This is a genomic window from Mycobacterium sp. Marseille-P9652 (genome assembly GCF_902652685.1).
Classification (GTDB): Bacteria; Actinomycetota; Actinomycetes; order Mycobacteriales; family Mycobacteriaceae; genus Mycobacterium.
In genome coordinates, this window is sequence record NZ_CACRUY010000004.1 from 39,674 (window position 1) to 64,304 (window position 24,631).

Annotated in this window: 25 protein-coding genes, 1 tRNA gene and 1 pseudogene; 9 read left to right on the plus strand and 18 right to left on the minus strand. The window is 70.2% G+C overall.

The annotated features are described in order from the left end of the window. Nucleotides 1–74 precede the first annotated feature (74 nt). From GPY60_RS04010 to GPY60_RS04040, 7 genes are all read right to left on the minus strand, one after another. Nucleotides 75–551, minus strand: coding sequence for a DUF3180 domain-containing protein (locus GPY60_RS04010; RefSeq protein ID WP_156686345.1), 477 nt, complete (start codon nucleotides 549–551; stop codon nucleotides 75–77). Beyond that, nucleotides 552–1,097: a 2-amino-4-hydroxy-6-hydroxymethyldihydropteridine diphosphokinase gene (gene folK / locus GPY60_RS04015; RefSeq protein ID WP_156686346.1), complete on the minus strand. Its 546-nt coding sequence runs from the start codon at nucleotides 1,095–1,097 to the stop codon at nucleotides 552–554. It lies immediately after the preceding gene. Next, the gene (gene folB, locus GPY60_RS04020; RefSeq protein WP_156686347.1) at nucleotides 1,094–1,495 is read right to left on the minus strand and encodes a dihydroneopterin aldolase; all 402 of its coding nucleotides are present in this window, start codon (nucleotides 1,493–1,495) and stop codon (nucleotides 1,094–1,096) included. The genes folK and folB overlap by 4 nt, the downstream gene beginning before the upstream one ends. After that, on the minus strand, nucleotides 1,488–2,321 hold the full coding sequence (gene folP / locus GPY60_RS04025; RefSeq protein ID WP_156686447.1) for a dihydropteroate synthase: 834 nt from the start codon (nucleotides 2,319–2,321) through the stop codon (nucleotides 1,488–1,490). Before folP ends, folB begins: the two co-directional genes overlap by 8 nt. Nucleotides 2,322–2,326: 5 nt before the next feature. Further along, the gene (folE, locus tag GPY60_RS04030; RefSeq protein WP_156686348.1) at nucleotides 2,327–2,935 is read right to left on the minus strand and encodes a GTP cyclohydrolase I FolE; all 609 of its coding nucleotides are present in this window, start codon (nucleotides 2,933–2,935) and stop codon (nucleotides 2,327–2,329) included. Between the two features lie 15 nt (nucleotides 2,936–2,950). Beyond that, complete coding sequence (gene ftsH / locus GPY60_RS04035; protein WP_156686349.1) at nucleotides 2,951–5,320, minus strand: ATP-dependent zinc metalloprotease FtsH; 2,370 nt, start codon at nucleotides 5,318–5,320, stop codon at nucleotides 2,951–2,953. A gap of 239 nt (nucleotides 5,321–5,559) precedes the next feature. Then, nucleotides 5,560–5,976 (minus strand): VOC family protein, encoded by a 417-nt coding sequence (locus GPY60_RS04040; protein ID WP_156686350.1) that lies wholly within the window; start codon nucleotides 5,974–5,976, stop codon nucleotides 5,560–5,562. Between the two features lie 122 nt (nucleotides 5,977–6,098). Between GPY60_RS04040 and GPY60_RS04045 the strand changes: the two genes are divergently transcribed. From GPY60_RS04045 to GPY60_RS04055, 3 genes are read left to right on the plus strand one after another with little or no spacing between them, the layout of a single operon-like run. Beyond that, complete coding sequence (locus GPY60_RS04045; protein WP_156686351.1) at nucleotides 6,099–7,067, plus strand: alpha/beta fold hydrolase; 969 nt, start codon at nucleotides 6,099–6,101, stop codon at nucleotides 7,065–7,067. After that, the gene (locus tag GPY60_RS04050; RefSeq protein WP_156686352.1) at nucleotides 7,064–8,248 is read left to right on the plus strand and encodes an LLM class flavin-dependent oxidoreductase; all 1,185 of its coding nucleotides are present in this window, start codon (nucleotides 7,064–7,066) and stop codon (nucleotides 8,246–8,248) included. The genes GPY60_RS04045 and GPY60_RS04050 overlap by 4 nt, the downstream gene beginning before the upstream one ends. Next, a complete protein-coding gene (locus GPY60_RS04055; RefSeq protein WP_156686353.1) occupies nucleotides 8,248–9,261 on the plus strand; it encodes a zinc-binding dehydrogenase in 1,014 nt (337 codons plus the stop codon). The genes GPY60_RS04050 and GPY60_RS04055 overlap by 1 nt, the downstream gene beginning before the upstream one ends. A 1-nt stretch (nucleotide 9,262) precedes the next feature. Here the strand turns inward: GPY60_RS04055 and GPY60_RS04060 are convergent, their stop codons facing one another. From GPY60_RS04060 to GPY60_RS27665, 4 genes and pseudogenes are all read right to left on the minus strand, one after another. Beyond that, a complete protein-coding gene (locus tag GPY60_RS04060) occupies nucleotides 9,263–9,547 on the minus strand; it encodes a WXG100 family type VII secretion target (protein ID WP_156686354.1) in 285 nt (94 codons plus the stop codon). A gap of 29 nt (nucleotides 9,548–9,576) precedes the next feature. Further along, on the minus strand, nucleotides 9,577–9,873 hold the full coding sequence (locus GPY60_RS04065; protein ID WP_156686355.1) for a WXG100 family type VII secretion target: 297 nt from the start codon (nucleotides 9,871–9,873) through the stop codon (nucleotides 9,577–9,579). 84 nt (nucleotides 9,874–9,957) lie between these two features. Then, nucleotides 9,958–11,076 carry a PPE family protein gene (locus tag GPY60_RS27490; RefSeq protein WP_156686356.1) on the minus strand — a complete coding sequence of 373 codons (1,119 nt, stop codon included), beginning with the start codon at nucleotides 11,074–11,076 and terminating at the stop codon, nucleotides 9,958–9,960. Between the two features lie 833 nt (nucleotides 11,077–11,909). Beyond that, nucleotides 11,910–12,206, minus strand: a pseudogene (locus GPY60_RS27665) (PE family protein); the annotation flags it as partial. A 198-nt stretch (nucleotides 12,207–12,404) separates the two neighbouring features. On the opposite strand from GPY60_RS27665, the gene GPY60_RS04080 reads away from it, so the two are divergent. Beyond that, nucleotides 12,405–12,755, plus strand: a complete 351-nt coding sequence (locus GPY60_RS04080; protein WP_156686358.1) for a hypothetical protein — start codon at nucleotides 12,405–12,407, stop codon at nucleotides 12,753–12,755. 693 nt (nucleotides 12,756–13,448) lie between these two features. Here the strand turns inward: GPY60_RS04080 and hpt are convergent. From hpt to dacB, 4 genes are all read right to left on the minus strand, one after another. Next, nucleotides 13,449–14,060 (minus strand): hypoxanthine phosphoribosyltransferase, encoded by a 612-nt coding sequence (gene hpt / locus GPY60_RS04085; RefSeq protein WP_197283524.1) that lies wholly within the window; start codon nucleotides 14,058–14,060, stop codon nucleotides 13,449–13,451. A gap of 105 nt (nucleotides 14,061–14,165) precedes the next feature. Then, nucleotides 14,166–15,140 carry a tRNA lysidine(34) synthetase TilS gene (gene tilS / locus GPY60_RS04090; RefSeq protein ID WP_156686360.1) on the minus strand — a complete coding sequence of 325 codons (975 nt, stop codon included), beginning with the start codon at nucleotides 15,138–15,140 and terminating at the stop codon, nucleotides 14,166–14,168. Next, on the minus strand, nucleotides 15,119–16,168 hold the full coding sequence (locus GPY60_RS04095; protein WP_156686361.1) for a zinc-dependent metalloprotease: 1,050 nt from the start codon (nucleotides 16,166–16,168) through the stop codon (nucleotides 15,119–15,121). Before GPY60_RS04095 ends, tilS begins: the two co-directional genes overlap by 22 nt. Next, on the minus strand, nucleotides 16,165–17,550 hold the full coding sequence (gene dacB / locus GPY60_RS04100; protein ID WP_156686448.1) for a D-alanyl-D-alanine carboxypeptidase/D-alanyl-D-alanine endopeptidase: 1,386 nt from the start codon (nucleotides 17,548–17,550) through the stop codon (nucleotides 16,165–16,167). The genes GPY60_RS04095 and dacB overlap by 4 nt, the downstream gene beginning before the upstream one ends. Before the next feature lie 97 nt (nucleotides 17,551–17,647). Here dacB and GPY60_RS04105 point away from each other — a divergent pair, with 97 nt between their 5' ends. Further along, a complete protein-coding gene (locus GPY60_RS04105; RefSeq protein WP_156686362.1) occupies nucleotides 17,648–18,136 on the plus strand; it encodes an inorganic diphosphatase in 489 nt (162 codons plus the stop codon). Here the strand turns inward: GPY60_RS04105 and GPY60_RS04110 are convergent. After that, nucleotides 18,117–19,232 (minus strand): DUF475 domain-containing protein, encoded by a 1,116-nt coding sequence (locus tag GPY60_RS04110; RefSeq protein ID WP_156686363.1) that lies wholly within the window; start codon nucleotides 19,230–19,232, stop codon nucleotides 18,117–18,119. The genes GPY60_RS04105 and GPY60_RS04110 overlap by 20 nt on opposite strands. A gap of 125 nt (nucleotides 19,233–19,357) precedes the next feature. Between GPY60_RS04110 and GPY60_RS04115 the strand changes: the two genes are divergently transcribed. From GPY60_RS04115 to GPY60_RS04125, 3 genes are read left to right on the plus strand one after another with little or no spacing between them, the layout of a single operon-like run. Continuing rightward, complete coding sequence (locus GPY60_RS04115) at nucleotides 19,358–20,611, plus strand: hypothetical protein (protein WP_156686364.1); 1,254 nt, start codon at nucleotides 19,358–19,360, stop codon at nucleotides 20,609–20,611. Nucleotides 20,612–20,634: 23 nt separating this feature from the next. Beyond that, nucleotides 20,635–21,345 carry a glycosyltransferase family 2 protein gene (locus GPY60_RS04120; protein ID WP_156686365.1) on the plus strand — a complete coding sequence of 237 codons (711 nt, stop codon included), beginning with the start codon at nucleotides 20,635–20,637 and terminating at the stop codon, nucleotides 21,343–21,345. Next, complete coding sequence (locus GPY60_RS04125; protein ID WP_156686366.1) at nucleotides 21,342–21,704, plus strand: DUF2304 domain-containing protein; 363 nt, start codon at nucleotides 21,342–21,344, stop codon at nucleotides 21,702–21,704. The genes GPY60_RS04120 and GPY60_RS04125 overlap by 4 nt, the downstream gene beginning before the upstream one ends. A 53-nt stretch (nucleotides 21,705–21,757) precedes the next feature. Here GPY60_RS04125 and GPY60_RS04130 read toward each other — a convergent pair whose 3' ends face one another. Continuing rightward, complete coding sequence (locus GPY60_RS04130) at nucleotides 21,758–22,702, minus strand: NAD-dependent epimerase/dehydratase family protein (RefSeq protein WP_156686367.1); 945 nt, start codon at nucleotides 22,700–22,702, stop codon at nucleotides 21,758–21,760. Between the two features lie 22 nt (nucleotides 22,703–22,724). On the opposite strand from GPY60_RS04130, the gene GPY60_RS04135 reads away from it, so the two are divergent. Continuing rightward, nucleotides 22,725–24,509: a hypothetical protein gene (locus GPY60_RS04135; protein ID WP_197283529.1), complete on the plus strand. Its 1,785-nt coding sequence runs from the start codon at nucleotides 22,725–22,727 to the stop codon at nucleotides 24,507–24,509. Between the two features lie 12 nt (nucleotides 24,510–24,521). Here the strand turns inward: GPY60_RS04135 and GPY60_RS04140 are convergent. Beyond that, nucleotides 24,522–24,597: transfer RNA gene (locus GPY60_RS04140), tRNA-Thr, on the minus strand. Nucleotides 24,598–24,631 lie beyond the last annotated feature (34 nt).

Here is a 24,631-nt window from a genome sequence, read left to right on the forward strand (position 1 = left end):
TCCCGCAATCCCCGCTAGACCCGATGGCGACGACCCGCGTCGCCCGGCTACGCCTTGAGCGCTAACAATCGCCGCTAGCTCTCCGCGCCCTCGCCGTGTTCGGTCGGGTCCGGCGGGGACTTGCAGCAATGCTCGAGCCAGAGCGCGGCGGCAATCAGCGCGAGGGCGCTGATGGCGGCGACCGTCGTGCCCGTGGTGTCCTCGGCGGCGACGCGCAGCCACGACCGCCGAGGCAGGAAGTAGGCGAGCACCCCGACCCACCAGCCGAGCATCAATGCGCCCACCCAGGCCGACGCCTTGGCGACCGTGAGGCTGCGCGCCACCGCGAGCGGGTGCAACCGGCCGGTTCCCACCCCGATCTCGCCGTCGTTGATCTTGGCCCGCACGTACCGGGCCCACAGCGCCTCGGCGACGGCGGCCGCGAGCAACGACAGGCCGGTCCACACCGTGATCGGCGGGAAGTACCGGAACAGGCCGGTCACCAGCAGGTACCCCACCACCGCGGCGCCGACCACCGCAACCGTCAGGTCACGCTTCCTCGTCGGCCCCATTCAGCCGCCCGTTCCGGGGAGCGTGAGGGTGACGTCGGACAGTCGGACACCGGCGCGATCGGCGGGGTCCAGTTCGGCGAGCAACCGGGCGACGGGTTGTGGGCCCTCGGCGACGGTGATGCGTGCGTCGGGGTCGACGGCGAGCCACGGCACCATCACGAAGGCACGCAGATGGGCCAGGGGGTGCGGCAGCGTCAGGTTGTTCTCGCGGGAGGTCAGTTCGAGGGCCTGTCCTGACGGGCCGGTCTCGTAACACGCGATCAGGTCGACGTCGAGGGTGCGGGGTCCCCAGCGCTCGCCCCGGACGCGACCGGCCGCCCGCTCGAAGTCCTGCGCTCGGCGCAGCCAGCCCTGCCCGTCGAGCGAGGGGTCGTCGGCGATCAGCACCGCGTTGAGGAATGGCGCCTGGTCCGTGCGCCCCCACGGGTCCGTCTCGTAGACCGGGGAGACGGCGACCACGGCGTCACCCAGTCCGTCGACGACCGACTGCAACCGCGCCCGCCGATCGCCCAGGTTGGACCCGATCGACAGGACGACGCGAGTCACAGGGCCCTGCCGACGGGGACGATAGAGCCGCGCCCGCCGCGCCGCGAACGGCGAACGACCACCGCGACGTCGGCGAACTCGTGCGGGATCGGCGCGCGCGGCTTGTGCACCGTCACCTCGACGGCGTGCACGCGCTCGTCGGCCATCACCCGGTCGGCGATCTCGGCGCCGACCCCCTCGATCAGGTTGCGCGGGGGGCCGGCCACGATGTCGGCCGCGAGTTGGGCGAGCGCTCCGTAGTCGTAGGTGTCGGCCAGGTCGTCGCTGGCGGCCGCGGCCGCGAGGTCGATCCACACCGTGATGTCCACGACAAAATCCTGGCCGTCAGCGCGTTCGTGGTCGAACACCCCGTGCCGGCCGCGAACGGTCAACCCCCGCAGTTCAATTCGATCAGCCATCGCTTCTGACCCCCACCCAGGCAGCCACCACCTTGACGGCGTCCGTCGAGGCCCGCACGTCATGCACGCGCACCCCCCATGCCCCGTACAGGGCTGCCAGCGCGGAAATCACGGCGGTCGCCGTCTCGCGCCCGTCGGGCGGGCGGGGCGACCCGTCGGGCCCGGCCAGCAACGTTCCGAGGAAACGTTTGCGCGAGGCGCCCAGGAGGACCGGGATCCCGGTGGCGACGAATTGTGGCAGGGCCCGCAGGAGCGCCCAATTGTGTTGTCCCGTCTTGGCGAATCCGAGGCCGGGATCGATCACCACATTGGCGGGATCGACGCCCGCGGCCACCGCTTCGTCGACGCTCGCAAGGAGTTCGGCGCGGACTTCGGCCACCACGTCGCGGTACGGCGGCACCGCATGGGGCTGGTCCGGCGACACCGGCCGCCAGTGCATCAGCACCCACGGCACACCGGCCTCCGCCACCAGGGGCGCCATCGCCGGATCGGCCCGGCCGCCCGAGACGTCGTTGATTATCCGAGCGCCGCTGTCCAGGGCTGCCCGCGCCACATCGGCGTGCATGGTGTCGATGCTGACCGTGACGCCCTGTGCCGCAAGCTCTTTGACGACGGGGACGACGCGTTGCGCCTCGACCTGCGGATCGATGCGGGTGGCACCGGGCCTGGTCGACTCGCCCCCGACGTCGACGATGCTCGCGCCATCTGCGGCCATGGCCAGTCCGTGCGCCACGGCGTCGTCGGAGTCGAGGTAGCGGCCGCCGTCGGAGAACGAGTCATCGGTGACATTGAGAACACCCATAACCTGCACCGGCAGTGGACTCAAAGGGCTCACTTACGCAGGATGAGATCGAGCGCTTCTGCCCGGGACGCGGCACTGCTCTTGAACAGGCCCCGCACGGCGGACGTCGTGGTGGTGGCGCCCGGCTTGCGAACGCCGCGCATCGCCATGCAGAGGTGCTCCGCCTCGATCACGACGATGACGCCGCGCGGGTTGAGCTTGTTGACCAGGGCGTCGGCGATCTGGCTGGTGAGCCGCTCCTGAACCTGCGGCCGCTTGGCGTAGAGGTCCACCAACCGCGCGATCTTCGACAGGCCGGTGACCCGGCCGTCGGTGCCGGGAATGTAGCCCACGTGGGCGACGCCGTGGAACGACACCAGATGGTGCTCGCAGGTCGAGTACATCGGGATTTCCTTGACCAGGACCAGTTCGTCATGGTCCTCGTCGAACATGGCGTTCAACACGCTCTCGGGTTCGGTGTACAGCCCGGCGAAGATTTCGCGATAGGCCCGCGCGACGCGGGCCGGGGTGTCGCGCAGGCCGTGCCGGTCCGGGTCCTCGCCGACGGCATACAGGAGCTCGCGGACCGCGGCCTCGGCGCGCGCCTGGTCGAATACCCGTGGAGTGGCAGTGTCCGGCCCGAAGTCGGTCAACGCCATGGAAACCTCCGTTCGTCAGCCGTGGGCCGGCGGGTTTGACCGGCTCACGTCGTCATCCTGCTGCTCGGGAGACCTTCCGGCATCCGGAGCGGCTTGCCCCGGCGGCGGATACGGCGGATAGGGGGGGTAGGACGGGGGGGCCTGACCCGGGTAGTGCTGCGCGGGCTGCGGCCAGTACGGCTGCGGCTGTTGCGGCATCGGGGGCTGCTGAGGCTGGAGCGGCTGCGGATACCAGTAGCCGGGAGGTTGCTCCTGCGGAGGCCAGCCCGGCGCACGCCAGCCCGCCGGCGCACCGTAGTCGGGCTGGGTCGGCCCGTTGGGGGCGCCCTGCCGATTAGCGGCGCCGTGAGAACCATTGCCGCCGTTGGCGTTTCGATCGGCCGCCACCCGCGCGGCCTCGGCCTCCTGGCTGGCCCGCGCGATGGCCGCCTTGAAGGCGGGCTCCTTGACCGGTGGGGGCCACGGCTCGCCGCGCTCCATGGCGAGCTCGCCGGGCGTCTTGATCGGGGGCTTGTCCGACGGGATCCGGCCGCCGAAGTCGTCGAACATCGTGAGGCGGGGGCGTTTTTCGACGCCGGAGAAGATGCCCTCGAGCTCGGCGCGGTGCAGCGTCTCTTTCTCCAGCAGCTCCCCCGCGAGCGTGTCGAGGATGTCGCGGTATTCGGTGAGGATCTCCCAGGCCTCGGTGTGCGCGGCCTCGATCAGCTTGCGAACCTCGTCGTCGATGTCGCGGGCGACCTCGTGGGAGTAGTCGGCCTGGGTGCCCATGGTGCGACCGAGGAACGGGTCGCCGTGTTCGGTGCCGTACTTCACGGCGCCGAGCTTGGAGCTCATGCCGAACTCGGTGACCATCGCGCGCGCGATCTTGGTGGCCTGCTCGATGTCGGACACCGCCCCGGTCGTGGGCTCGCGGAACACCAGTTCCTCGGCGGCACGCCCGCCCATCGCGAACACCAACTGCGCGATCATCTCCGAACGGGTGCGCAGGCCTTTGTCCTCCTCGGGCACCGCCACCGCGTGCCCGCCGCTGCGGCCGCGGGCCAGGATCGTCACCTTGTAGATCGGCTCGATGTCGGGCATCGCCCACGCGGCCAGGGTGTGTCCGCCCTCGTGGTAGGCGGTGATCTTCTTCTCCTGCTCGCTGATGATGCGGCCCTTGCGGCGCGGGCCGCCGATCACCCGGTCCACCGCCTCCTCGAGGGCGGCGCCGGTGATGACGGTGCCGTTCTCGCGGGCGGTCAACAGCGCCGCCTCGTTGATCACGTTGGCCAGGTCGGCCCCGGTCATCCCGACGGTGCGCTTGGCCAGGCCGTCGAGGTCGGCGTCGGGCCCGATCGGCTTGCCCTTGGAGTGCACTTCGAGCACCGCGCGGCGCCCGGCCATGTCTGGGTTGGAGACGGGGATCTGCCTGTCGAAGCGGCCGGGCCGCAAGAGCGCCGGGTCGAGGATGTCGGGCCGGTTGGTGGCCGCGATGAGGATGACGCCGGCCCGTGGGTCGAATCCGTCCATCTCGACCAACAGCTGGTTGAGCGTCTGCTCGCGTTCGTCGTGGCCGCCGCCCAGGCCGGCGCCGCGCTGGCGGCCGACCGCGTCGATCTCGTCGACGAAGATGATGCACGGGTTGTTCTGCTTGGCCTGTTCGAACAGGTCCCGCACCCGCGACGCGCCGACGCCGACGAACATCTCGACGAAGTCGGAACCTGAAATCGTGAAGAACGGAACCCCGGCCTCGCCGGCGACCGCGCGGGCCAGCAGCGTCTTACCGGTCCCGGGCGGGCCGTAGAGCAGCACGCCGCGGGGGATCTTGGCGCCCAGCGCCTGGTAGCGCCCCGGATTCTGCAGGAAGTCCTTGATCTCGTAGAGCTCTTCGACCGCCTCGTCGACGCCCGCCACGTCCGCGAACGTCGTCTTCGGCATGTCCTTGTTGAGCATCTTGGCGCGGGACTTGCCGAAGCCGAAGCCCATGCGCGCGCCCCCCTGCATGCGGGAGAACATCACGAACAGGCCCACGAGCAACAGCAGCGGCAGCACGTACACGAGCAGCTCGCCCAAAATGCTGCCCTGGTTGACGACCGTGCTGATCTTCGCGTTCTTGGCGCTCAGCGCGTTGAACAGGTCGACGGCGTACCCGCTCGGGTACTTGGTGATGACCTTGTCGGAGTTGTCGGTGTCGCCGTTGCCCTTCTTCAGGGTCAACCTCAGCTGCTGCTCCCGGTCGTCGATCTGCGCGCTCTTGACGTTGTCGCCCTTGATTTGCGCCATCGCGACCGACGTGTCGACGGGCTTGTACCCTCGGGTGTCGTCGCTGAAGTAGAAGAACGACCAGCCGAGGAGCACGACCACGGCGATCGCCGTCAGTGTGCGGATCAAGTTTTTACGGTTCATCAATCATCGGCCGTGCAGGCCAGGTTCCTTCCCGATACACACAGCTGGAAAAGTCCAGGCTACCGCTCCTGGCGATCGCAAGCCCCGGCAGAGCCGGGGCGAAGCGGGTCGCCAGGTCGCTAAGTCAACGAGCGAGGGTTCCCGATTGTTCGCCCGCCTCGAGCGTCATGCTGGAGTGACGGCCGACGCCGATGGTCACGCTGGCGTGACGCTCGGGGTACCCGACGCGGTGCGCGGCGCTACTCGTAGTAACGGGCTTCGACCACATTGCCGTCGGGATCGGCGAAGTAGAAGGCCTCCGGGGCCCGTCCCCGCGCCCCGTAGCTGCGGTGCAGCCGCGCGCCGGTGTTCACCCCTTCGGCCTGCAGGCGCCGGTCCAGCGCATCGAATTCCGAACGGGACAGGGCCAGGCACACGTGGTTGACCGGATGCCCGGCGCTGCCGGCCGCGTTCGTCAGCGACTCGGTGGAGCCCACACTGTCGACCGGCATGAGATCGATGATGGAGTCTTCGCACACCCGGACGCTGGGGAACGGAGCCTCCCCGGCCTCGTACTCCGTGAAACGCACCGGCTCCAACCCGACGACGCGGGTGTAGAAGTCCATCGACGCCCGCGGATCCCTCGTCCACAGCACGACATGGTCCAGCCGCCTCATGTGTGCCCACCTCCCTGCCTCGCGCCGACGGGGCGAGTATCCGCCGTGGGCGCAGCCGGAGGGCCGCAATTGCCCTAAGCCAAGTCCTTCTCTGCCCGCAGCCATTGTGCTTTGGTGTGACGGTGCCCCCTTTAACCGAGCGGTTGGTCGATACCAACGGTGTGCAGCTGAGGATCGTCGAGGCGGGTGACCGCGGCGCGCCGGTGGTGATCCTGGCCCACGGCTTTCCCGAATTGGCGTACTCGTGGCGCCACCAGATACCCGCCCTCGCCGACGCCGGCTATCACGTGCTCGCGCCGGACCAGCGCGGCTACGGAGGGTCGTCGCGGCCCGAGGCGATCGAGGCCTACAACATCCACCATCTCACCGCCGACCTGGTCGGACTGCTCGACGAAGTCGGCGCGGAGCGCGCAGTGTGGGTCGGTCACGACTGGGGCGCCGTGGTGGTGTGGAACGCCCCGCTGCTGCACCCGGACCGCGTGGCGGCCGTCGCCGCGTTGAGCGTCCCGCCGCTGCCCCGGGCGCAGGTGGCGCCGACGGAGGCGTTCCGGAAAACGTTCGGGGAGAACTTCTTCTACATCCTCTATTTCCAGGAGCCCGGCGTCGCCGACGCCGAACTCGACGCCGATCCCGGGCGTACGATGCGCCGGATGCTGGGCGGCCTGCGGTTGTCGGGCGACCAGAGCGCCGCGCTGCGGATGGTGGCGCCCGGCACCGAGGGCTTCATCGACCGCCTGCCGGAGCCGGACGGCCTGCCCGACTGGCTCAGTCAGGAAGAGCTCGACCATTACGTCAGCGAGTTCGCCCGGACCGGCTTCACCGGCGGCCTCAACTGGTACCGCAACTTCGACCGCAACTGGGAGACCACACCCGAGCTGGCCGACGCCAAGATCGCGGTGCCCTGCCTGTTCATCGGCGGGACGGCCGATCCGGTGCTCGGTTTCACCCGGGCCGACCGTGCGGCCGAGGTGATCTCCGGTCCGTACCGCCAGGTCATGCTCGACGGGGCGGGACACTGGCTGCAGCAGGAGCGCCCGGACGAGGTGAATGCGGCGCTGCTGGAGTTCCTCGGCGGATTGGAGTTGCGATGAGCCGGCCCCTGCGTTTCGGTGTCTTCATCACCCCGTTTCATCCCGTCGGCCAATCGCCAACGGTGGCATTGGAATACGACATGGAGCGGGTCGTCGCGCTCGATCGCCTCGGGTTCGACGAGGCGTGGTTCGGTGAGCACCACTCCGGTGGTTACGAGCTGATCTCCTGCCCTGAGGTGTTCATCGCCGCCGCGGCGGAGCGGACGAAGCACATCCGGCTGGGCACGGGAGTGGTGTCGCTGCCCTACCACCACCCGCTCATGGTGGCCGACCGCTGGGTTCTGCTCGACCACCTCACCCGGGGCCGCGTCATCTTCGGCACCGGGCCCGGGGCCCTGCCGTCGGACGCGTACATGATGGGCATCGATCCCGTCGACCAGCGGCGGATGATGCAGGAATCCCTGGAGGCCATTCTCGCGTTGTTCCGCGCCGGCCCCAGCGAGCGGGTCGACCGGCACTCCGACTGGTTCACGCTGCGCGACGCGCAGCTGCATGTCCGCCCCTACACCTGGCCGTACCCCGAACTCGCCACGGCCGCAATGATTTCCCCGTCCGGCCCGAGGCTGGCCGGCGCCTTGGGCACGTCGCTGCTGTCGTTGTCGATGTCGGTGCCCGGGGGTTACGCCGCGCTGGAGAACACCTGGGACGTGGTGACCGAGCAGGCCGCCAAGGCCGGCCGCGACGAGCCGGACCGGGCCCACTGGCGGGTGCTGAGCATCATGCACGTCGCCGACAGCCGGGAGCAGGCGATCGATGATTGCACCTATGGGCTGCAGGATTTCGCCAATTACTTCGGGGCGGCCGGGTTCGTGCCGCTGTCCAACTCGGTGGACGGTGCGGCTCAGACACCGCACGAGTTCGTCGAAGACTATGCGGCCAAGGGCAATTGCTGCATCGGCACGCCCGACGACGCGATCGCGCACATCGAAGACCTGCTCGAGCGGTCCGGCGGCTTCGGGACGTTGTTGATGCTGGGCCACGACTGGGCGTCCCCGGAGGCGACCTATCACTGCTATGACCTGATGGCACGCAAGGTGATTCCGCATTTCAAGGGGCAGTTGGAGGCGTCGCGCTCGTCGCACGAGTGGGCCCGGGGCAAGCGCGACGAGCTGATCGGGCGCGCCGGTGAGGCCGTGGTGAAGGCGATCACCGAGCACGTGGCCGAACAGGGAAGCCACTGATGCGCGCGGCGGTGTTGCGCGAAGGGCGCATGGTCTACCGCGACGACGTGCCCGAACCGGTGCCCGGGCCCGGCCAGGTGCTGGTCGGGGTGCGCGCCTGCGGAATCTGCGGCTCGGACCTGCATTTCGCCGCGCACGGTGACGAGGTGGTCGCGATGACCGCCGAGGTGGCCGGTGGCGCCGGCGGCATGGGCGTCGACCTGGGCCGGGACATCTTCATGGGTCACGAATTCAGCGCCGAGGTGCTCGAGGCCGGGCCCGACACGGAGACCCTCGCGCCGGGAACCCTCGTCACGTCGCTCCCGGTCCTGTTGTCCGACAAGGGCGCCGAACCGATCGTCTACAGCAACAGCACGATCGGCGGCTATGCCGAGCGGATGCTGCTCTCGGCGCCGCTGTTGCTGCCCATCCCCAACGGCCTGGACTTCAAGCAGGCGGCCCTGACCGAACCGATGGCGGTGGGCTTGCACGCGGTCAACAAGTCGGACATCCAGCCGGGCGAGACGGCGCTGGTGCTGGGCTGCGGGCCCATCGGCGTGGCGATTGTCGCCGCCCTGAAGATGCGTGGTGTGGAAGAGATTGTGGTGTCGGACTTTTCGCCGAAGCGCCGGGAACTGGCGACCGCGATGGGCGCTCACCGCGCGCTGGACGCCGCCCAGGGCTCGGCGTTCGACAGCGTGAAGGCCAAGGTGGTGTTCGAGGCGGTGGGCGTGCCCGGAATCATCGACGACGTGTTGCGCAGGGCGCGACCGGGCACCCGCCTGGTGGTCGCCGGGGTGTGCATGCAAGCCGACACCGTGCACCCGTTCTTCGCGATCGCCAAGGAGATCAGCGTGCAGTTCGTGCTGGCTTACGGCCCGGACGAATTCGCGGAATCGCTGCGGGCGCTGGCGGAGGGCGACATCGACGCGTCGCCGCTGATCACCGGAGAGGTGGGACTGGACGGGGTCGGCAAGGCCTTCGACGACCTCACCGACCCCGAGCGGCACTGCAAGATTCTCGTTACCCCTTAGGTCAGGCCCAGCTGGACCCGACGGCCGTGTCGGTGGTGGACATGTTGGCGCCCGCGGTCTGCACGTTCTGCCCGTGCGCGTTGGCCTGTTCGTAGATCACCTGGAAGTTGCGCCCCAGGTCTGTGACGAACTGTTGGCACGCCGTCGAGCCGGCCCCGCCCCAGAAGTCCCCGGCCGCAAGCACATCGCGCACGATCGCCTGGTGCTCCGCCTCGAGCGACGCGGCTTGCGCGCGGATGGTTGCGCCGTGCGTGTCGACGTCGCCGAACTGGTAGTTGATGGTCATGATTGAACGTCTCCTGTGGGATTGGTTGGTCAGCTAATCAGGACCTGCTGCGAGGCCTGCTCTTGTTGCTCGTAGTTGCCGGCATCCCGGACGAGCCCGTCGCGCACGCCGTGCAGCATGGCGACGATGTTCCGGAAGGCCTGATTCATCTGGCCCATGGTGTCGAACGACGTGGCCTCGGCGGCCCCGCTCCACCCCGCCCCGGAGATGTTCTGCGACGACGCCCACATCCTGCGGGCCTCGTCCTCGACGGTCTGGGCGTGCATCTCGAAGCGGCCGGCCATGTCGCGCATGGCGTGCGGGTCGGTCATAAAACGTGCGGTCATTGGTAGATTCCTCCTTGGAGAAGTGTTGTCACGGTTGGTGATTGGTCATGCCGGACGGTTCCCAGGGGCCGGTCCTCCTCTCCGTCACCCGATCACTCGCGGCAGGACGCTGGTGCGAAGCGGAGCACCGATCGCGCGCGCCTCCATGCCCCCCACCTGGCCGGCGGGAAGCCCGCGGGGAGCCATCATCGGGGCCGCGGACCCGGCACCCGACAGCGGCGTGGCGCTGCTGGCGCCGACCTCCGGACCGGCCGCGGTCCAGCTGGACGGCACCGAGAGACCGCCGACCGGGGCCGCCTGCCCCATGGCCGCCGCGGGCATCAGCCGCACCTGCATGCGCATTTCCGGATTGAGCGTCGTGGGGGAAGCCGGAAGCGGGTTCTCCAAGCCCGGCATCAAAGTCCTCGGCATCACGGTCATCGTGGCGGGCATCGGGGTCCCCGGCGCCGTGCCGGGCGCGATCATTCCGCCCATAGTCGCCGTGCCCGCGCCCTGGCCGAGGGGCCCATTGAGCAAGCCGGTGAACTCGCTGATGGCGGAACCGAACTCGCCCACGAGCGTGGGCGCCGTGGATGCGACGGCCGACGGGATCGCGGATAGCGAGTTGGCCGCTTGCGTCGCCAGGCCCTGCAGGTTGCTGACGCCGGCGGCGATGACGCCGGAGGCCAGTCCGGCCGGGTTGGTGGTCGGCGGAGCCGGCGGCAGGGGGCTCAGCACCGTGGCCGTCGTGGCCGCCGCGGCGTAGGTGTACATCGCCGCGGCGTCCTGGGCCCACATTTCGCCGTAATGCGCCTCTGTCGCGGCGATCGCGGGGGTGTTCTGACCCAGGAAGTTCGTCGCGACCAGCGCCATGAGCATCGCGCGATTGGCGGCGATGACGGGCGGCGGGACGGTGGCCGCGAAGGCCGCCTCGTGCGCGGCGGCGGCCGCGGCCGCCTGCATGCCCGCCTGCTCGGCCTGCGCGGCCGTTCCGTGCATCCACGCCACGTAGGGCGCGGCGGCCGTCACCATCGCCAACGATGACGGCCCCTGCCATCCGGTGTCCGCGAGCTCGGCGATCGCGGACCCGTACCCGGTTGCGGCCGAACGCAACTCGGCGGCCAAGCCCTGCCAGGCTGCCGACGCGGCCAGCATCGACCCCGATCCCGGCCCAGCGTACATCAGTCCCGAATTGATCTCCGGGGGTAAGGCGGCGAAATCCATTGCAGTTCCCTTTCTTCGAGCGTGGGTAGTTAGGCCGATGCCAGGACGGCGGGCGTGAGGCGGACGGGGGCTGCGGGCGCCGGGTAGGCCGGCGCGCTCGGTGGCAGGTGCGTCGGCGTGATGTGATTCGGGGACGGCGCGGGCGCGGCGGGTGCCTCGTGCCTGAGCGCTGGGTGCTGGACCGGCGCGACATGCGTCAGATGGTCCGGTGCACTCAGAGGCAGCTGCGAGGGCGCGAGGTGCTGGGTTGCCGGGGCGGGCGCGGCGGGCGACACATGGCCGCCCGAGCCGGGGCCCACGTCGGCCAGGGCCAGCGGCGCACCCCCACCGGGCGCAATGTGCGCGGGAGCGGCGCCGGTCTGTGTGAAAGCTCCCGGGCCGGTCGGGGCGGGCGCTGTTGCCGGCGGCGCCATGTGCGGGGGTGCGACGTGCGTGATAGGCGCCGTGGGCGCCATGCGGGCCGGAGACGTGTGCTCGACGGGTCCGGCGGGAGCGGTGTGGGTCGGGTAGCCGCCAGTGCCCGGAATTGTGTGGACGGGCGTCGCGTGCGGGCTGTACGTCGTCTTGGTGAACGGTGCCATCTGCGGGCTGTACGTCGTCTTGGTGAAACGGGGCGTCTGCGGGCTATAGGTCGTTTGAGTGAACGGCGCCGTCTGCGCCGCGTACCCGCCGCGTCCGTAGTAGCCGCCGCCGGCGCCGCCGCATCCGCTGCCGGCGGTCTGTCGCCACGGCGGGGCGGGCGGGGCGCCGGGTGACGTCGGGCTGGCGGGCATCGCAGGCGGCAGGTGAGTGGGCACCGCGGGCGCCGCGGGTGCCGCGGGCATCGCGCCGCCGCCGGCCTGCATCGCGTTGGTTGCTTCGGTGGCGGCATAGGAGTTGGCGGCGAGTCCAAGGGTCTTGACGAACTCGTCGTGGATGAGGCCGGCCTCAGCGCTGATTGCCTGATAGAGCCGGCCATATCCGGCGAACGTCGCCGCCGTGAACGCCGAGACTTCGTCGGCGGCCGCGGGGAGCACCCCGGTGATCGGAAACGCTGCGGTCAGGTTGGCCGAGCTCACGGCCGACCCGATCACTTCCAGGCGGCCGGCTGCCGCCGTCAGCAGCTCCGGCAGTGCGGTCACAAACGACATGTGGTTTCTCCTTCGGGGCGAACCGCGCCGGGGGGCGGGGGGCGGTTCAGGGTTTCGACTGGTCTGGCTTGATGTTCGACACTGTTTCATGAATTATGAACTTGTGTCAAACAAATGGGCGAGAATTCGGTATCCATGCCGATCACTCTGTTGGTCTGAGGCTTTGACCGGCTTCCGGCATCCCATTACTCTCGAGGGATGCCACGAACGAACGCCGCCGGTTGGGAGCTCAAGCGCCTGCTCGAGGCGACGCTGAACCGCGACATCACCGTCGAGCAGCTGCGCGACGCGTGCGGTGTCACCAAGGGCCGGTGGTACGGCGGAGCCGGGCGCGCCAACGCCGACGACTTCCCGGACGCCGAGGAGGCCAGGCGGGCGGCCCACGCGTTCGGACTCAGCGCCACCTGGCTGCAGGTGGAGCTCGGACTGATCACCCTCGACGACGTGCGCGAGGCGCTCGACGAATCGCAGTCTTTGGATCCGTTCCGGGTGACGACGCGGCAGCGCGTCCTGATGCCGAAGCCCCCGTCGGAGCCGCCGCGCGACTAGCTCGTCGGCGTTCCCGGCGGCTCAAACAATTCAGGGTCTCGCCGCGCGCGGCGCTATGAACATATAGCTTCCGCACGATCCGGCATTTTGCTGGTTACGAATGCTTGCCGGCCGTCCGGCAATCGCCGAGATCCAACGCGCCCCCGCCTCCGCGAGGCGTATCACCGCCGTTTGCAACGCCTTCGGGAGTCGAAGCACTCTTCGTTGCCTGCGACCCGCCGGACCGATTAAGCACTGGCGCTCTTGGAGAAATCCCTTTGCCCGACGCCGACAATTGCGCGACAGGACGGCAAACGAATGATCCCGCCGAAATCGGGCCGATAAGTGAAGAGTTGGGCCGGCCAACCTACGGCTGCGGGCGACTCCGGGGCCATACTCGACCCATGGGGGGCTGAACGTGTCCCATAGGAACAGCCCGAGGTCGGACCGTACCGCTCAAGCAACGGGTTGTCACGAGACGCCTCCCAATTCAGCCCCCCACACATCACTCCGCCCGGCAAGCCGCGCGATCCGCAGCGCTTCGGCCAGTCGATGCCGGGCCCCGGCCAGGGCACTAGCGCCAAAAGGCGCTCACAACAAGGCGTTCGGTCAAGGCCTGATCATTCACCGAGGGTCCGCCACGCGGCGCGAGGCGTGGGTTGTATGTCGAAAACCCTTGCGCGACAGACGACCATCCCCCTAGCCCGCAAGCCGCTACTGCTGGTAGACCCTGGGGTCGAGGGTGCCGATGTACGACAGGTCGCGGTAACGCTCGTCGTAGTCCAGGCCGTACCCGACGACGAAGTCGTTGGGGATGTCGAAACCCACGTAGGCGATGTCGACGTTGGCGCCGCGGGCGTCGGGCTTGCGCAGCAGCGTGCACACGCGAAGCGAGCGCGGGTGCCGACTCGACAGGTTTCGCAACAGCCACGACAGGGTGAGCCCGGAGTCCACGACGTCCTCGACGATCAAGACGTCCCGGCCCTCGATGTCGCGGTCCAGGTCCTTGAGGATTCGAACCACGCCGGACGACGACGTCGACGTCCCGTAGGAGCTGACGGCCATGAACTCGAACTGTGTCGGCACCGGGATCGCGCGGGCCAGGTCCGTCACGAAGATCACAGCGCCCTTGAGCACAGTGATGAGGAGAAGGTCTTGTCCGCTCTCGGTGATGACGTCGCGGTAGTTGTTGCCGATCTCCTCACCGAGCTCGGCGATGCGGACCTGAATCTGCTCCTCGGTCAACAGCACCGACTTGATGTCCCCGGGGTACAGCTCCACGGAGGAAGCGGGGCTGGTCGCCGACGAGAACTGGGCCACGACCACAGCGTGCCATGCCCACGGGCGAAGAACCAACGGCAGCCCCGATATTGGGCCAGTCGCGATCGCGAGCGCGGCGTCGCCGGGCGACGCGGGTCGCGACCGTTGGGCCTATTCGTCCTTCGTGCGCACCGGCTCGCGCCACAATGTCAGCACGCCGTCGCGCCGCCCGGCCACGAGACGCTCCCCCGGCAGCGACGACCCCACGGCCACGCCGCCCTGCCCGCGCCAAGCGGTGACGAGGGCGTCGACACCCCGGATCTGCCTGTCGGACAGGTCCAGCGCTCCCCCGGCCAGCAGCCAGCCGCGGATCACACGGCGGCGAACCGGCCCGGGCAGCTCCGCCAGTGCGACGGCCCGAAGGCCCGCATCGGCCGCGACCCCGGGCAGTGCCCGCGCGGCGAGTTCGTCGATCAGCTCGGTGTCCTCCCGCAGCGCGGTCGCCGTGCGGGCAAGCGCCTCGGCCACCCCACCACCCAGCACGTCCTCGAGCAGCGGCATCACCTCCAGCCGCAGCCGGGTGCGGGTGAAGCGGCGGTCGCCGTTGTGCGGGTCCTGCCACGCGGTCAGGCCGAGCTCCTCGCAGGCGGCGTGTGTCACCGCGCGCCGAACACCCAGCAGCGGACGGCACCACGGCTGGTCGTGCGGGCGCATCCCGGCGATGGAGCGCACGCCCGAGCCGCGGCCCAGCCCCAACAGGACCGTCTCCGCCTGGTCGTCGAGCGTGTGGCCCAGCAGCACCGGGCCGTCGCGGTAGGCGCCCAGCGCGGCGTAGCGCGCCGCACGCGCGGCCGCCTCCGGTCCGCCCCGGTTTCCCACCCGGACCCGAACCACCTGCGCGTCAACGCAACCCAGCGAGAGGGCCTGGAGCCGCGCGGTCTCGGCGACGTCGGCCGAGTCGGGTTGCAGCCCGTGGTCGACGATCAACGCGGTGGTGGGTTTCAGCCCGGCTGCCACCGCGGTGAGCGCCAGCGAATCCGGGCCGCCCGACAGCGCGACGCACCACCGATCGACGGCGACGAGGTAGGTGGTGACGAACGCCTCGACAGCCGCGCGCAGCTGTCCTACAGCACCCGGTCGATCCATCGCTGAGGGTGTTCGATCTCGGCGGGCAGCGGCAGGGTGTCGGGGCCGGACCACACGGCGTTGAAACGCTCCATGCCGACCCGGCCGACGACGTGGTCGACGAACGCCTTGCCGCGGGTGTACTGGCTGATCTTGGCGTCGAGCCCCAGCAGGGCGCGCAGCAGCCGCTGCAGGGGCGGCTGCTTGCGGTGCCGGCGCTCGTCGAACCGGCGGCGGATGGTGGCCACCGACGGCACCACCATCGGGCCGACGGCGTCCATCACGTGGTCGGCGTGGCCCTCCAGCAGGGTGCCCAGCACCAGCAGCTGATCGAGGGCATCGCGCTGCGGCTCGGACTGCACCGCCCGCACCAGGCCCAAAATCCCCGGCGAGCCGGCGTCGGCCGCGGCCGTGCCGGTGCCGCGGCTGCGCACGTAGTCGGCCAGCCGGGCCGCGACCTTCCCGAAGTCCTCACCGGCGTCGCGGGTCAGCAGTTCCAGCGCCTGCGACATGTAGCCGGGCAACCATTGGTTGGCGGTGAACTGGACCCGGTGCGTCACCTCGTGCAGGCACACCCACAGCCGGAAGTCCGAGGGGTCGACCCGGAGCTGACGCTCGACGGCAATCACGTTCGGATAGACGAGCAGCAACAGGCCCTGTCGCGCGGCCGCGAACGGGTCGTACTGACCGAGGATGCCCGACGAGACGAACGCGAGCACCGCGCCCGTCTGCGCGCCGGTGATGCGCCCGGTGACGAACCCGCGCGGCTTCTCGCTGCCGTTCACCATCAGCCGCATCGATTCGGCGGCCGCGCCGATCCACTGCGCGCGGTCCACGATGTGGGCCGCCGGGACGGCACCCTCGGTGACCAGGCCGGTGACGTCGCGCACCGGCGGTTCGGCCTTGGCGGCCGCGCGGGTCAGCTCGTCGATCGCCTGCCGCCGGGTGTAGTCGCTGGAGGGCGGCCCGGGCCGGGCCAGCCGCTGCCCGACGGTGGCGGCGAAGCGCCAGTCGACGGCGGTACCGAGGGTCAGCTCCGAGGCCGTCATGCGCACCCGCAAGACCAGAGCCGGGCGGCCAGCGCGTCCACCGCGTTGCGCCCGTTGGGCCCCGCGGCATTGGAGAGGAAGGCGAAGGTGAGCACCCGTCCGCTGCGGTCGGTCAGCACCCCCGCCAACGTGTTCACGGCGGTCAACGACCCGGTCTTGGCGCGCAGCCAGCCGGCCGGGCCCAGGTTGGAGGCGGCGTCGGTGAACCGGTCGGCCAGCGTCCCGCTGCCGGCGGCGATCGGAAGGAGATCCAGCAGCGCCCGCAGCGACGGCTGGTCCGGCCCGGCCGCCGCCTGCATCACCCCGTCGAGCGTCCGGGCCGTCAGCCGGTCGTCCGCCGAAAGGCCGCTGGAATCCACCAGCGCCGCGCCCGTGGTGTCGACGTGCGCGGTGTTCAACCGATTGGTGACCGCGTCGGACGCGCCCGCGAAGCTCTGCGGCCGGTTGATCGCCGCGGCCACCTCCCGGGCGATGCACTCGGCCAGCACGTTGTCGGAGTGCTCCATCATCTCCCCCAACCGCTGGACCAGGGGCGCCGACTGCACCACGGCCAGCTGCCGCGCCCCGGACGGCGCCTTGGCGAGGGTCACGGCAGCGGGATCCAGCCCGAGGGCCTTGGCAAGCTCGCGGCCGGCGTCCAGCGCCGGCGTCAGAGTCCGATGCGAGTTGACCGTGGTGGGCTGGACCCGGCCGGCGTCGATCATCACCGGCTCGATCGGCGCGATGTCGCCGTTGCCGACGTCGGAGCCGTCCCATCCCTGCGCCATCGTCGGTCCGCTGTACGCCGAGGTGTCCACCTGCACCGCGGTGGGGGTGACGCCGCTGCGGTGGATCTGTTCGACCAGGTCGCTGAGGCGCGCCGCGCCCTTGTACCAGGTCTCGACGTTCGGCGGCGCGGCGGAGAGCACGGGGTCCCCGGCGCCGACGAGCACAACCGGCCCCTGCGCGTTCTGCGTGCCGGCCACCACCCGGGTGCTGATCCGGGCCTGATGATCGAGCGTCAGCAGCGCCGCGGCCGCGGTCAGGACCTTGTTGGTCGACGCCGGCATCAGCGGGAGGTCACCGGCGACCTGCCAAAGCTCCTTCCCGGTCAGGGCGTCGGTGACCCGGGCCCCGAGCTTGCCCAGGTTCGGGTCGCCCGCCACAGGCGCCATCACGGCCGCGACCCCGCCGGGGCTCGGCGCCTCGGCGGTGTCGCTCACCGGGGTCACCCCCGGCTTGACCGTCGGCGCGTGCGGCGGCGGGATCGGCGCATGGGCGCCGCCCGACCCGTGCCCACCGGTCGTGAAGAACATCGCGGCCGCCACGACGGCGGCCACGAACGCCAGCACGGCCAATCCGATGAACACTTGGGTGGATTTCCGCCAGCGAGTCGGACCCATCACTCTCCTGACTGTTTGGCTCCATTCTGCCGAAAGAGCCGCAACGCGCTCGACTAGGGTGGACCCGCCACGCCAGCTGAGCTAAGGAGCCGAGACGGTGCAATTCGACGTGACCATCGAAATTCCCAAAGGCCAGAGGAACAAATACGAGGTCGATCACGAGACCGGCCGGGTCAAGTTGGACCGTTACCTCTACACCTCGATGGCGTACCCCACCGACTACGGCTTCATCGAGGACACGCTCGGGGAGGACGGCGACCCGCTGGACGCGCTGGTGCTGCTCCCGCAGTCCGTGTTCCCGGGTGTGCTGGTGGAGGCCCGACCCGTCGGGATGTTCCGGATGACCGACGAGGCGGGCGGCGACGACAAGGTGCTCTGCGTGCCGGCCGGGGACCACCGCTGGGAGCACATCCAGGACATCGGCGACGTCCCGGCTTTCGAACTGGACGGGATCAAGCACTTCTTCATGCACTACAAGGACCTGGAACCGGGCAAGTTCGTGAAGGCCGCGGACTGGGTTGGCCGCGAGGAGGCCGAGGCGGAGGTGCGGCGCTCGGTGGAGCGCTTCAAGACCGCCGGGCACTGACGGGCGCGTCAGACCCCTTCAGCGGCCTCACGTCGGTGGCCGCGCGTCGGTTGCGCAGCACGCTCCAGCCCAGCGCCGCTCCGATGAAGACCACGCCCACCAGGGCCGTGAACACCTCGGGGATCTCGAACCGCGGCTCGATGGACAGCAGCATGATCACCGACAGCACGCCGATCGCCCAGTGCGCGCCGTGCTCGAGGTACACGTAGCGGTCCAACGCGTCCTGGTGCACCAGGAAGATGGTGATCGACCGGACGAACATCGACCCGATCAGGCCCAGGCCGAGCGCGATGATGATCGGGTCGGACGTGATCGCGAAGGCGCCGGTGACGCCGTCGAACGAGAAGGCGGCGTCGAGCACCTCAAGATAGAGGAAAAGGCTGAGACCGGCCCTGCCGACCGCCGTTCCCGCGCTGGCCGACTCGACGTCCGGCGGCTGGAACGCCCGGCTGAGGCCGTTGACGATCAGGTAGGTCACCAGGCCCAGCAGCCCGGCGGTGAGCACCGTCGCGCGCTCGCCGGCGGAGTGGGTCAGCTGCGTCCCCACGACGATCAGCACTACCGCGGTCACCATCACCGACACCTGGCCCATGCGGCCGATCCGGGCGAACGGGACCTCGATCCACTTGAGCCACTTGATGTCCCGGTCGTGGAACACGAAGTCCAGGAACAACATCAGCAGAAACGTCCCGCCGAACGCCGCGATCTGCGGGTGGGCGGCGATCACCAGCTTCTCGTAACTCGGTGAGCCGTCGGGAAACTCCATCGCGCCGTGCGGCGGCGGGTGCAGCGCCAGATCCATCGCGCGCAGCGGATCCAGCCCCGCGGTGGCCCACACGATGACCAGCGGAAAGAGCAGGCGCATGCCGAACACCGCGACCAGCACCCCGATGGTCAGGAACATCTGCCGCCAGAAGGGACTCATCCGCTTCAGCACCGCGGCGTTGATGATGGCGTTGTCGAACGACAGCGAGACCTCGAGGACGGCCAGGGCCAGGAGCAGGAAAAGGTCCTTGGCGCCGCCGTGGAAGTACCCGAGCGCGAGGGCCGCCGCCGTGACGATCAGCGAGACCCCGAAGGTGCGGAAGGCGGCCATGAATCCTTTCCCGACAGCCGCCCACGATAGCGACGGCATCGCCGGGACGGGGATTCGGTGCGGGCGCACTTACTATTTTCAAATGTGACGTATGAACGGCCCAGCGGGCCGGGAGCGCCGCCCCGGTGACCGAGGTCGGAGCGTCGAGGGGGCCCGTCGCGCGCGGGAGCGTGGCCAGGGTCGGCACCGCCACCGCGGTGACCGCGCTGTGCGGCTATGCCGTGATCTACCTGGCGGCGGTGAACCTCGCCCCCGGCGGATTCTCGATATTCGGGGTGTTCTGGGGCGCGTTCGGCCTGGCCACCGGCGCCGCCTTCGGTCTGCTGCAGGAGACGACCCGGGAGGTGCGCTCGGCGCGGTACGTCGACGACGTCGCGGCGACGGGGCGGATCCATCCGCTGCGGGTCGCCGCGCTGGTGGGCGTGGGCGCCGCCGTCGTCATCGCCGGCAGCTCACCGTTGTGGAGCGGGCGGGTGTTCGTCGAGGCGCGGTGGTTGTCGGTGGCCCTGCTCAGCGTGGGGCTGGCCGGCTTCTGCGTGCACGCCACGCTGCTGGGCTTGCTGGCCGGCACCGACCGCTGGACACCCTACGGCGCGTTGATGGTGACCGACGCGGTCATGCGGGTGGCGATCGCGGCGGCGACGTTCGTCCTCGGCTGGGGCCTGACCGGCTTCCTGTGGGCCACCGTGGCGGGTTCGGTGGCGTGGCTGACGATGCTGGCGGCGCCGACGGCCGCGCGCGCCGCGGCGCGCCTCCTGACGCCGGGCAGCACCGCGACATTCCTGCGCGGCGCCGCCCACTCGATCACCGCCGCGGGCGCCAGCGCGGTCCTGGTGATGGGTTTCCCGGTGTTGCTGAAGCTGACCAGCAGCCAGCTCGGCGCGCAGGGCGGCGTGATCATCCTTGCGGTCACGCTGACCCGCGCCCCGTTGCTGGTCCCGCTGACCGCTATGCAGGGAAATCTCATCGCCCACTTCGTCGACGAGCGCAGCGACCGCATCCGCGCGCTGCTCGCCCCGGCCGGGATCATCGGCGGGATCGGCGCGGTCGGCGTCGTCGCGGCCAGTCTCGTCGGGCCGTGGTTGCTGCGGGTGGCGTTCGGCCCGCAATACCTGGCCGGCGGCGCCCTGCTGGCGTGGCTGACGGGCGCCGCCGTCGCGATCGCCATGCTGACCCTCACCGGAGCGGCGACGGTCGCTGCGGCGCTGCACCGGGCGTATTCGCTCGGGTGGGTGGGCGCGACCGTGGCGTCGGGCTTACTGCTGCTGCTGCCGCTGCCGCTGCCCACGCGCACCGTGGTCGCCCTGCTGTGCGGGCCCTTGGTGGGAATCGGGGTCCATCTGTTGGCGCTGGCGCGCGCCGGACGCCCGATGGGCTGATCGTGGCTAACCTTGTGGGCTAAATGGCCACTGAAACGCACTACCCCGGGGTCTGGATCGTCGTCCCCGCCTTCAACGAAGCCGCCGTCATCGGCGAGGTGATCGCCGACCTGCGCTCGGTGTTCGACCATGTCGTGTGCGTGGACGACGGCAGCACCGACGGCACCGGCGAGATCGCCAGGCGCGCCGGCGCTCACCTGGTGCGCCACCCGATCAACCTCGGCCAGGGCGCGGCGATCCAGACCGGCGTCGAGTACGCCCGCCGGCAGCCCGGCGCGCAGGCGTTCGCGACGTTCGACGCCGACGGCCAGCATCGGGTCAAGGACGTCGCCGCGATGATCGAACGGCTCGAGGTGGGCGACGTCGACGTCGTCATCGGGACGAGGTTCGCCGGAGCCCAAGCAGGCCCAGCCACCCGGCCGCCGCTGCTCAAGCGGATCGTGCTGCGGACCGCCGCGCGGTTGAGCCGGCGCGGGCGGCGGCTGGGCCTGACCGACACCAACAACGGCCTGCGGGTGTTCAACAAGACCGTCGCCGACGGGCTCGACATCACGATGAGTGGCATGAGCCACGCCAACGAGATCATCATGATGATCGCCGAAAACCATTGGCGCGTGGCCGAATTCCCGGTCGAAGTGCTTTATACCGAATACTCGAAGTCGAAGGGCCAGCCGCTGCTCAACGGCGTCAACATCGTCTTCGACGGGTTCCTGCGAGGAAGGACGCGACGGTGAACTGGATCCAGGTATTGCTGATCGGAACGATCATCGCGCTGCTGGTGTACCTGCTGCGGTCGCGCCGGAGCTCCCGGTCGAAGGCGTGGGTCAAGGTCGGCTACGTGCTGTTCGTGCTGGGCGGCGTCTACGCGGTGCTGCGGCCCGACGACACGACGGTGGTCGCGCACTGGTTCGGTGTGCGCCGCGGCACCGACCTGATGCTCTACGCGCTGATCATGGCGTTCAGTTTCACCACGCTGAGCACCTACATGCGCTTCAAGGACCTGGAGCTGCGGTATGCGCGGCTGGCGCGGGCCGTGGCGCTGGAGGGCGCGACCCGTCCCGAACCCGCACCCGAGCCCTTGCCGAACGTGTAGCCACCGCGAAGAAAGCGCCGAATTCTCGCGGTCAGTGCACGCTCGGCGAGCGGTCAGCCGGTGTGTTGGCGGCGGAAGTACTCGACGGTGCGGGCGATGCCGTCGTCCAACCGGATCTGCGGCCGCCAGCCCAAAACCCTTGCGGCCAGGCCGATGTCGAGGCACGACCGCTGCAGGTCACCGAGCCGGTCGGGATGGAAGTCCGGGTCGTCGGGGCCCCCGACGGCCGCGGCCACCGCCGAATGCAGCTGCCGGTCCGAGGTTTCGATGCCGGTGCCGACGTTGAAACGCTGCCCCCCGCCGGCAGTCCCGGCCGCCTTGACGAAGGCGTCCACCACGTCGTCGACGAACACATAGTCGCGGGTCTTGCCGCCGTCGCCGAAGACCTTGGTGGGCTTACCCGACAGCAGCGCCTGGGCGAAGATGGCCACGACGCCGGCCTCGCCGTGCGGGTCCTGGCGGGGGCCGTAGACGTTGGCGGGCGCGATGTGCGAGCAGTCCAGCGCGTACAGGTGCCGGAACGTGTTGAGGTAGACCTCGCCCGCCACCTTGCCCGCCGCGTACGGCGAGGCGGGGTCGGTCGGTTCGGTTTCCGGCGTGGGATAGATCGCCGGGGTGCCGTAGATCGACCCGCCCGACGAGGTGTGCACCACCTTGCGCACCCCGGCGCGGCGCGCGGCCTCGGCCAGGCGCACGGTTCCGATCACGTTGACCTCGGCGTCGAACTGCGGGTCGGCCACCGAGTGCCGCACGTCGATCTGCGCGGCGAGGTGGAACACCACCTCCGGGCGGTACTGGTCGAGGATGGCGTTCAGGTCGGCGGTGACGATGTCTGCCTCGACGAAGAAGTGCTCGGGGTTGTCGGCAAGGTGCTCGAGGTTGGTGGCGCGGCCGGTCGCGAAGTTGTCCAGGCCCACCACCGTGTGGCCGTCGGCCAGCAGACGGTCGACTAGCGTCGAGCCGATGAATCCGGCTGCCCCGGTAACCAGTGCGCGCACCGGCCCACCATACCGGCGGGCCCTGCCGGCGACCCGGATGCCCAACGTGGCCTTGGTCGCGGCGGCGTTGATCGTGGTGCAGCTGGGTGTGCGCGCCGCGCTGGCGTTCGGCGGCTACTTCTACTGGGACGACCTGATCCTGATCGGCAAGGCGGGCACCCACAATCTGCTGTCACCGTCGTACCTGTTCGACGACCACGACGGACACGTCATGCCCGGCGCGTTTCTGCTCGCCGGCGTCATCATCCGGCTCGCGCCGCTGGACTGGACGTGGCCTGCGGTGAGCCTGGTGGTGCTCCAGGCGCTGGCCTCGCTTTCGCTGCTGCGGGCGCTGCACATCATCCTCGGCTGGCGGTGGGTTCTGCTGGTTCCGCTGACCTTCGCGCTGTTCACCCCGCTGGGCGTGCCGGGGTTCGCGTGGTGGGCCGCGGCGCTGAACTCGCTGCCGATGCTCGCGGCGCTGGCCTGGGTGTGCGGCGACGCGGTGCTGCTGGCCCGCACGGGCGAGCGGCGCTACGCGGTGACGGGTTCGCTCGCCTACCTCGGCGGTCTGCTGTTCTTCGAGAAGGCCGCGGTGATCCCGTTCGTCGCCTTCGCCGTCGTGGCCCTGCTGCGGCACGTGCGCGGAGACGACTCGGCCGTGAGGACAGCGTGGCGGGAGGGCGCGCGGCTGTGGGTGCCCGCGTCGGCGCTCACGGTCGCCTGGGTCGGGGTGTACCTGGCGGTGGTCAACCAGCGGCGGTGGAGTTTCGACCTGGCGATGACCGGCGATCTGCTGTGGCGCTCGGTCACCCACGGCATCGTGCCGGGCCTGGCCGGCGGGCCGTGGCACTGGGACCGGTGGGCGCCGGCCTCGCCGTGGGCGACTCCCCCGCCGACGGTCATGGCGCTCGGGTGGCTGACGCTGGCCGGCGTCCTGGCGGTTTCCCTGCTCCGCAAGCAACGCATCGGTCCCGTGTGGGTGACCGCGGCCGGTTACGCCGTCGCCTGCCAGGTGCCGATCTATCTGATGCGGTCGTCGAAGCAGACCGCGCTGGAGCTCGCCCAGACGCTGCGCTACCTGCCGGACCTCGTCGTGGTGCTGGCGCTGCTGGCCGCGGTCGCGTTGAGCGCCCCCAACCGCCCGTCCGGGCCGCGCTGGCTGGACGCCTCGCCACAACGCACCGTCGTCGTCGCCGGCGTGACCGTGCTGTTCGTCGCCAGCAGCCTGTACTCGACGGCGACCTTCCTCACCAGCTGGCGCGACAACCCCGCCCAGTCCTACCTGCGCAACGCCCGGGCCGGCCTGGCCGCCGCACGCGCGGCCTCCAGCGCCCCGCTGCTGGACCAGGAGGTCGACCCCTTCGTGCTGCAGCGGGTGGCCGCCCCGGAGAACCTTGCCAGCCACATGTTCGGCCTGTTGCGGGACAGGCCCGAATTCGCTTCTGCGACAGAAGAATTGCGCATGCTCGGGCCTTCGGGCCGGCTGATCCCGGCGCGCGTGACCTGGATCCGCACCGTCGTGCCGGGTCCCATGCCGCGGTGCGGCTACTTCGCCCAACCGGATCGGCCCGCGCGGCTGGCGCTGGACGGCCCGCTGCTGCCGGCGGACTGGACCGTCGAGCTCAACTACCTGGCCAACAGCGACGGGTCGATGACGTTGGCGCTGAGCGAGGGACCCGGCGTCAAGGTTCCGGTGCGTCCCGGGCTCAACCGCGTCTTCGTCCGGCTGCCGGGCGCCGGGGACGCGATCACCGTGCGGGCCGACACCACCGCGCTGTCGCTGTGCCTGGCGTCGGGCCCGGTGGGCTTCGTCGCGCCCGCATAGCGCACCGAATTGTGGAGCCGCCTAGGAGAATCGAACTCCTGACCTATTCATTACGAGTGAATCGCTCTACCGACTGAGCTAAGGCGGCGTGCCCGCATTGCGGGCGGCACGAGTCTACGGCA